The organism is Vibrio sp. S234-5 (genome assembly GCF_000960595.1).
In the GTDB taxonomy this organism is placed as follows: Bacteria; Pseudomonadota; Gammaproteobacteria; order Enterobacterales; family Vibrionaceae; genus Vibrio.
On record NZ_JZAM01000233.1, the window covers coordinates 1 to 574 of the forward strand.

Here is a 574-nt window from a genome sequence, read left to right on the forward strand (position 1 = left end):
CAAATGCAGCATGCCGCGCACAAAAAGCCGGATGAAATCTCGGGTGGTATGAAGCAGCGAGTCGGCATTGCGAGAGCACTGGCACTTCAACCGAAGGTTTTGCTAATGGATGAGCCATTTGGCGCGTTGGATGCGTTAACTCGTGCGCATTTACAGGATGCACTGATGAAGATTCAAGCCGAGCTGAACAACACCGTCATCATGATCACCCATGACGTGGATGAAGCGGTGCTGCTATCCGACAAAATCGTGATGATGACTAACGGACCGGCAGCAACCATTGGAGAGGTGTTAGAAGTGAATTTACCTCGCCCTCGTGAGCGTGTCGCACTGGCAGATGATGCGCAGTATCAGAAGTGTCGACAAGCGGTGCTGAAGTTCCTTTACGAGAAGCAATCCAAAGTCGAGATTCCTGCTTCGAAAGAAGACAAACCCAAAACCGCAGCGCAAACGGCATAAGGAGGCAGCGATGAACAGTCCTTTAACGATCCCAGTAAAGAACGCATTGAGCCACATCGTTGTGGTAGGCAACGGTATGGTCGGGCAACACCTTGTCGAGCAATTAGGTCATAAT

General features: G+C 50.7%; 1 protein-coding gene. It reads left to right on the forward strand.

The window, feature by feature from the left end; translation table 11 throughout:
• Positions 1 to 459: ATP-binding cassette domain-containing protein (locus tag UF06_RS14425; RefSeq protein ID WP_045571065.1), on the forward strand; the 459-nt coding region annotated here is incomplete at its 5' end.
• Between the last annotated feature and the right edge of the window lie 115 nt (positions 460 to 574).